Genomic DNA, 6,060 nt, shown 5'->3' with positions numbered 1-6,060 from the left:
CGAAGCGCAGGCCCTCCTCCATGGCGATCGGCTGGATCAGCTTGACCGTCATCTCGGTGTTGTCGCCCGGCATGACCATCTCGGTGCCCTCGGGCAGGGTGACCACGCCGGTCACGTCCGTCGTCCGGAAGTAGAACTGGGGACGGTAGTTGTTGAAGAACGGCGTGTGCCGGCCACCCTCGTCCTTGGACAGGATGTACGCCTGGCCGATGAAGTCGGTGTGCGGGGTGATCGAACCCGGCTTCACGACGACCTGGCCGCGCTCGACGTCGTCGCGCTTGGTGCCGCGGAGCAGCAGGCCGACGTTCTCACCGGCCTGGCCCTCGTCGAGCAGCTTGCGGAACATCTCGACGCCGGTGACGGTGGTCGTCTGCTTGGTCGGACGGATGCCGACGATGTCGACGGTCTCGTTGACCTTGACCACGCCGCGCTCGATACGACCGGTGACGACGGTGCCACGACCGGTGATCGTGAAGACGTCCTCGATCGGCATCAGGAACGGCTTGTCGGTCTCGCGCTCCGGCTGCGGGATGAACTCGTCCACGGCGTCGAGCAGGCCGAGGAGCTTGTCGCCCCACTCCTTGTCGCCCTCGAGCGCCTTGAGCGCCGAGACGCGCACGACCGGCAGGTCGTCGCCCGGGAACTCGTAGTCCGAGAGGAGCTCGCGGACCTCGAGCTCGACGAGCTCCAGGATCTCCTCGTCGTCCACCATGTCGGCCTTGTTCAGGGCGACAACGATGTAGGGGACGCCGACCTGGCGGGCCAGGAGGACGTGCTCCTTGGTCTGCGGCATCGGGCCGTCGGTGGCGGCCACGACCAGGATCGCGCCGTCCATCTGGGCGGCACCGGTGATCATGTTCTTGATGTAGTCCGCGTGACCCGGGCAGTCGACGTGGGCGTAGTGACGCGCCTCGGTCTGGTACTCGACGTGCGCGATGGAGATGGTGATGCCGCGCTGACGCTCCTCGGGAGCCTTGTCGATCTGGTCGAAGGCAGAGGCCTGGTTCAGCGTCGGGTACTTGTCGTGCAGCACCTTGGTGATCGCCGCGGTCAGCGTGGTCTTGCCGTGGTCGATGTGGCCGATGGTGCCGATGTTGACGTGCGGCTTAGTCCGCTCGAACTTCGCCTTCGCCACGATGTCCTCCTGTGGACGGGTGCGGTGCCCGCCCGCTCAGGCTGAGCGGACGGGCGCATTAACGGTGGATCGGCTTGGGCTACTCGCCGCGCGCCTTCTTCACGATCTCCTCCGCGATGTTCCTGGGAACCTCGGCGTAGGAGTCGAACTGCATGCTGTAGGAGGCCCGGCCGGACGTCTTCGACCGCAGGTCGCCGACGTAGCCGAACATCTCCGACAGCGGGACCAGGGCCTTGACGACCCGGGCGCCGAACCGCTCCTCCATGGCCTGGATCTGGCCACGGCGGGAGTTCAGGTCGCCGATCACGTCGCCGAGGTAGTCCTCTGGCGTGGTGACCTCGACCGCCATCATCGGTTCGAGCAGCGCGGGGCTCGCCTGGCGGGCGGCCTCCTTGAACGCCATCGAACCGGCGATCTTGAACGCGAGCTCCGAGGAGTCGACCTCGTGGTACGCGCCGTCGAGCAGGGTGACCTTGACGCCGACCAGCGGGTAGCCCGCCAGCACGCCGAACTCCATGGCCTCCTGGCAGCCGGCGTCCACCGACGGGATGTACTCCCGCGGGATGCGGCCGCCGGTGACCGAGTTGACGAACTCGTAGCCCTCGCCGCCCTCGATCGGCTCGATGCCGATGATGACGCGCGCGTACTGGCCGGAGCCGCCGGTCTGCTTCTTGTGCGTGTACTCGACCTTCGGCACCGCCCTGCGGATGGTCTCCCGGTAGGCGACCTGCGGCTTGCCGACGTTGGCCTCGACCTTGAACTCGCGGCGCATGCGGTCCACCAGGATCTCCAGGTGGAGCTCGCCCATGCCGGCGATGATCGTCTGGCCGGTCTCCTCGTCCGTGCGGACCTGGAACGACGGGTCCTCCTCGGCGAGCCGCTGAATGGCGGTGCCGAGCTTCTCCTGGTCGCTCTTGGTCTTCGGCTCGATCGCCACCGAGATGACCGGAGCCGGGAAGTTCATCGACTCCAGCACGACCGGGTGCGCGTTGTCGCAGAGCGTCTCGCCGGTGGTGGTGTCCTTCAGGCCCATCACCGCGACGATGTCGCCGGCGCCGACCGCGGGGATCTCCTCACGCTTGTTGGCGTGCATTCGGTAGATCTTGCCGATGCGCTCCTTGCGGCCCTTGACCGAGTTGAGCACCGAGGTGCCCGTCTCCAGCCGGCCGGAGTACACCCGGACGAAGGTGAGCTTGCCCAGGTGCTGGTCGGTCATGATCTTGAAGGCCAGCGCCGCGAGCGGCTCGTCGTCCGACGGCTTGCGGTGGATGACGGTCTCCTCGTCGTTCACCGCGTGGCCGTCGATCGCCTCGACGTCCAGCGGGGACGGCAGGTACCGCACGATCGCGTCGAGCAGGGGCTGCACGCCCTTGTTCTTGAACGCGGTGCCGCAGAAGACCGGGGTGACCGCGGAGGCCAGGGTGGCGCGGCGGATGCCCGCGTAGAGCTGCTCCATGGTGGGCTCGGTGCCCTCCAGGTACAGCTCCATCAGCTCCTCGTCGGCCTCGGCCGAGGTCTCGATGAGCCGGTCGCGCCACTCGGCGGCGGCCTCGATGTGCGTGGCCGGGATGTCGACGACGTCGTACATCTCGCCCAGCTTCGCCTCGGGGTTCCAGACCAGCGCCTTCATGGTGACCAGGTCGATGACGCCCTTGAAGTCCGCCTCGGCGCCGATCGGCAGCTGCATGACCAGCGGCACGGCGTTGAGCCGGGTCACGATCATGTCGACGCAGCGGTGGAACTCCGCGCCGGTGCGGTCCAGCTTGTTGACGAAGCAGATGCGCGGCACGCCGTACCGGTTGGCCTGGTTCCAGACCGTCTCGGACTGCGGCTCGACACCGGCGACACCGTCGAAGACGGCCACCGCGCCGTCGAGGACACGCAGCGAGCGCTCGACCTCGACGGTGAAGTCCACGTGGCCCGGGGTGTCGATGATGTTGATGGTGTGGTCGACCTCGTCGGTCTTCCAGTGACAGGTGACGGCGGCGGAGGTGATGGTGATCCCCCGCTCCTGCTCCTGCTCCATCCAGTCGGTGGTGGCGGCGCCGTCGTGGACCTCGCCGATCTTGTAGCTCATCCCGGTGTAGTACAGGATGCGCTCGGTCGTGGTGGTCTTACCGGCGTCGATGTGCGCCATGATGCCGATGTTGCGGACCTTTGCGAGGTCGAGCGCGGCGTTCGTGGCCATGGGGGCTCGTCTACTTTCGCGAGTCGGAAAAAGGTGTGTCGGCTGCCAGCGGTCGGCGCTGATCGCTTACCAGCGTGCTGTGGCCGACGCTCACCGCTTCTACGAGCGGTACGCCGCCCATGATTACCGTTGTCACCAGCGGTAATGCGCGAAGGCCTTGTTGGCCTCGGCCATCTTGTGCGTGTCCTCGCGCCGCTTGACCGAGGCGCCGAGGCCGTTGGACGCGTCCAGCAGCTCGTTCATCAGCCGCTCGGTCATCGTCTTCTCGCGGCGGGCGCGGGAGTAGGTGACGAGCCAGCGCAGCGCGAGCGTGTTCGAGCGTCCGGCGCGCACCTCGACCGGGACCTGGTAGGTCGCACCGCCGACTCGGCGGGACTTGACCTCGATGGCCGGCTTGACGTTCTCCAGGGCGCGCTTGAGCGTGATGACCGGGTCGGTGCCGGTCTTCTCGCGGCAGCCCTCCAGGGCGCCGTACACGATGCGCTCGGCGGTGGAGCGCTTGCCGTCCAGCAGGACCTTGTTCACCAGCGAGGTGACCAGCGGAGAGTTGTAGACCGGGTCGATGACGACCGGGTGCTTCGGGGCTGGGCCCTTCCGAGGCATTACTTCTTCTCCTTCTTGGCGCCGTAGCGGCTACGAGCCTGCTTGCGGTTCTTCACGCCCTGGGTGTCCAGGGAACCGCGGATGATCTTGTAGCGGACGCCGGGAAGGTCCTTGACTCGGCCGCCGCGCACGAGCACGATCGAGTGCTCCTGGAGGTTGTGGCCGACTCCGGGGATGTACGCGGTGACCTCGATGCCGCTGGACAGCCGCACGCGCGCGACCTTCCGCAGTGCCGAGTTCGGCTTCTTGGGGGTGGTCGTGTAGACGCGGGTGCACACACCGCGCCGCTGCGGGCTGCCCTTGAGTGCAGGAGTCTTGGTCTTGGTGACCTTGTCCTGCCGGCCCTTGCGGACCAGTTGCTGGATCGTGGGCACTACTACTCCGTATTCCGATCATGCCAAGCCTTCGGCCGTAGCGCCGTACCCTCGCGGGCAGAGCGGCGGCCAGGCGTTCCTCTGGCGAAATTGTTGTGTTGGTGCTGCACCCGGTATTTGCCCGATGTCCGGATTCTCCGACCCACGCGGTCGGGTGTGTCGCGGCTGCCCTCACAGGGCCCGAACCCATTTCCCATGGGTCGCTCCGCTTATGAGAGCTCCGTGCGGTCCCACGCGGGACTGGTCGCGAGTCACATCTGCGTATCCGCAATATGCGCGCGCACGGACAGCCGGGGACACCCCAGGCACAAGGTGAGAGCGTACCGACGGGCCGTGCCTCCGGTCAAAACGACCAGCCACACGGCGCCGACGATGGCGGCATCGGCTGCCTCGCCCACACCCAATTCATTCTCGCATGCCGAGACGCGTGCACAAATTCCTTATCGCACCATCGCACAGCGGCTCCGGATACACCGGCTCACTGATGCGGCGGCGGTGCCTGACTAGCGCTGCTGCTGGCACTGGAACCAGGCCCCGCCAGCCCTGTAGACGTAGCGCTCGGCGAAGTGCTCCCGCTCGGGCCGGGGGACGACGTGGCAGCCGACGGGCTAAGCGACACGGAGTGGCTCGGGGACGCGGAAGGACTCGGCGACTTACTCGGTGCGGCACTGCTCGCAGGGGCTGAACTGGTCTGTACCTGACTCGGGCTCGGGCTCGGCGAAGCGCTGGGCAGCGTAACCGTAGGGGGGCTGGTCGACGGCGTGGCGGTATTGCCGAGGCCCGGATTCGTGCTGGTCGAGCGATCCAGGTTGGCCAGCAAAACCGCGACGCCCGCCCCAATCGCGGCGAGCAGCAGTGCCAGGCCGACCAGCAGCCCCCGGCGCCGCCGCCGCTCACGCTCGGCCTCCAACGCCGCCGCGTCGACACGCGCGGGCCCGACGCGCCGCGGAAGCCCGGTCAGCTCAGCGGGTCCGACCGTCGGCGTGGGCACGATCACCCGGGTCTTGTCCGGAACCGGCTCGACCTGCGGCAGCGTGTCCGTAACACGTTCGGTGGCCGCGTAAGGTCCGAAGCGCTGCTCCACCGCAGCCGCCGTCGGCCGCCGAGCGGGATCCGCGTCGAGCATCTCCACAAGCACCGCGACCATCTCAGCCGGGACACGCGCCTGCCGCAGCGGCTGCTCATCGAGCGCACGAGCATCCTGCGCCCTGAAGTCAGGCGCTGAGCCGACAGTCGCCTCCCACAGCAGGAACCCAAGCGCGTACATGTCGTCGGCAGCTCCCGCAGGCAGCCCCCACCCGACCTGATCGCCCCGTTCGCTCTCTCCCCCCGCCATCACCCCGACTCGCGCCACCTCGACCTGTACCGTCTCGACCTGCACCGCCTCGGCTCGCGCTACCTCACCCGCCCCTCCCGCCCCCGACTCTCCCTCACCCGACTCGCCCCCGTCCGGCTCTCCCCGACCCGGCTCCCCCTCACCGCCTACACCAACGTCACCCTCAACACCACCATTTCCAACATCCACGCCACCGCCCACGACAGTGTCAGCGCCCCAGCCCTCACCTTCATCCCCCTCACCTTCGCTCCCCTCATCCTCGTCCCCCGCCGCACTGAGCCCCGCGTCGAGAATCTTCACCCGCCGGTCATCGTGAATCGCGACGCTGTTCGGCCCGAGTGCGCCATGCACCAGCCCGACCGAGTGCAACGCGGCCAGTGCCCCGCTGATCTGCCGCCCCCAGTCGGCGGTACGCGACCAGGGC

Annotated in this window: 4 protein-coding genes and 1 pseudogene; all 5 read right to left on the bottom strand. The window is 67.9% G+C overall.

Annotated features, from left to right (window positions below):
* Positions 1 to 1,135: elongation factor Tu (gene tuf / locus VGS97_RS16840; RefSeq protein ID WP_326854498.1), on the bottom strand; the 1,135-nt coding region annotated here is incomplete at its 3' end.
* 79 nt (positions 1,136 to 1,214) lie between these two features.
* The gene (gene fusA / locus VGS97_RS16835) at positions 1,215 to 3,323 is read right to left on the bottom strand and encodes an elongation factor G (protein ID WP_326854497.1); all 2,109 of its coding nucleotides are present in this window, start codon (positions 3,321 to 3,323) and stop codon (positions 1,215 to 1,217) included.
* 132 nt (positions 3,324 to 3,455) lie between these two features.
* A complete protein-coding gene (gene rpsG, locus VGS97_RS16830; RefSeq protein WP_211469824.1) occupies positions 3,456 to 3,926 on the bottom strand; it encodes a 30S ribosomal protein S7 in 471 nt (156 codons plus the stop codon).
* Positions 3,926 to 4,300, bottom strand: a complete 375-nt coding sequence (gene rpsL, locus VGS97_RS16825) for a 30S ribosomal protein S12 (protein WP_211469825.1) — start codon at positions 4,298 to 4,300, stop codon at positions 3,926 to 3,928. Before rpsL ends, rpsG begins: the two co-directional genes overlap by 1 nt.
* 478 nt (positions 4,301 to 4,778) lie before the next feature.
* Positions 4,779 to 6,060, bottom strand: a pseudogene (locus VGS97_RS16820) (hypothetical protein); the annotation flags it as partial.

This window comes from Actinocrinis sp. (genome assembly GCF_035946395.1).
Taxonomy (GTDB): domain Bacteria; phylum Actinomycetota; class Actinomycetes; order Streptomycetales; family Catenulisporaceae; genus Actinocrinis.
The sequence above is the reverse complement of the archived record's forward strand: the minus strand, read 5'-3'. Positions and strand labels throughout refer to the sequence as shown.